Source organism: Cohnella sp. SGD-V74 (assembly GCF_003001675.1).
Lineage (GTDB): Bacteria > Bacillota > Bacilli > Paenibacillales > Paenibacillaceae > Cohnella.
Map to the genome: position 1 here is coordinate 1 of NZ_PVYW01000056.1, position 1,194 is coordinate 1,194.

The 1,194-nt window shown below is 54.9% G+C and carries 2 tRNA genes and 3 rRNA genes; all 5 read right to left on the reverse strand.

The features are described 5' to 3' along the window. A 23S ribosomal RNA gene (locus B0G52_RS35150) occupies nt 1-95 on the reverse strand; the annotation flags it as partial. Nucleotides 96-367: 272 nt separating this feature from the next. Further along, a tRNA-Ala gene (locus B0G52_RS35155) sits at nt 368-443 on the reverse strand. Between the two features lie 15 nt (nt 444-458). After that, a tRNA-Ile gene (locus B0G52_RS35160) sits at nt 459-535 on the reverse strand. Between the two features lie 24 nt (nt 536-559). Further along, a 5S ribosomal RNA gene (gene rrf / locus B0G52_RS35165) occupies nt 560-676 on the reverse strand. A 134-nt stretch (nt 677-810) separates the two neighbouring features. Continuing rightward, nucleotides 811-1,194 (reverse strand): 16S ribosomal RNA (locus B0G52_RS35170); the annotation flags it as partial.

Consider the following 1,194-nt stretch of genomic DNA (forward strand, 5'->3'; position numbering starts at 1 on the left):
TCACTTACAGCTCCCCGAAGCATATCGCTGTTCGTCGCGTCCTTCATCGGCTCCTGGCGCCTAGGCATCCTCCGTGCGCACTTATTAGCTTAACCTTCGCTACGATGTTTCGATTCTTTATCTCCGGCGAATCCTCATTGCCATGCTCCGTCGAGGACGGCGCGCAATGCGTATTCGCGAGTCGAACAGAACCGATACATCTTCGCTTACAGTTGAATTGACACTAGTAAGGCAGAGATGCTTCATTCTTCTTCGCGCTAACATGTTCATCCGAAGACGTTCATGTCATTTGGTTCGCTATCCAGTTTTCAAGGTGCAAGGGTCTCACCCGCACATCAACGCGCAGTCGATGTGCGAAAGGTAAAGATGGTGGAGACTAGCGGGATCGAACCGCTGACCCCCTGCGTGCAAGGCAGGTGCTCTCCCAGCTGAGCTAAGTCCCCATGGGAATATGAAATTGGTTGGCCTTAGTGGACTCGAACCACCGACCTCACCCTTATCAGGGGTGCGCTCTAACCAGCTGAGCTAAAGGCCATCGCTAAGGATGTTTCAGCATCCGGCTTGGCAACGTCCTACTCTCCCAGGACCCTGCGGTCCAAGTACCATCGGCGCTGGAGGGCTTAACGGTCGTGTTCGGGATGGGTACGCGTGGAACCCCTCCGCCGTCATCACCAAACCGGTTTGCTTGCTGAAGGATTGCCCCTTCAAAACTGAACTTGAGCGTAAGAAACCATTTGCCACTCCCACTTTGTTGACAACCTTACGGTTGCAACTAGGCCGTGGTCTTTATAGCTCCGAAGAGCTCCTTAGAAAGGAGGTGATCCAGCCGCACCTTCCGATACGGCTACCTTGTTACGACTTCACCCCAATCATCTACCCCACCTTCGGCGGCTGGCTCCCTTGCGGGTTACCCCACCGACTTCGGGTGTTGTAAACTCTCGTGGTGTGACGGGCGGTGTGTACAAGACCCGGGAACGTATTCACCGCGGCATGCTGATCCGCGATTACTAGCAATTCCGACTTCATGCAGGCGAGTTGCAGCCTGCAATCCGAACTGAGACCGGCTTTGCTGGGATTGGCTCCACCTCGCGGCTTCGCTGCCCTTTGTACCGGCCATTGTAGTACGTGTGTAGCCCAGGTCATAAGGGGCATGATGATTTGACGTCATCCCCGCCTTCCTCCGGTTTGTCACCG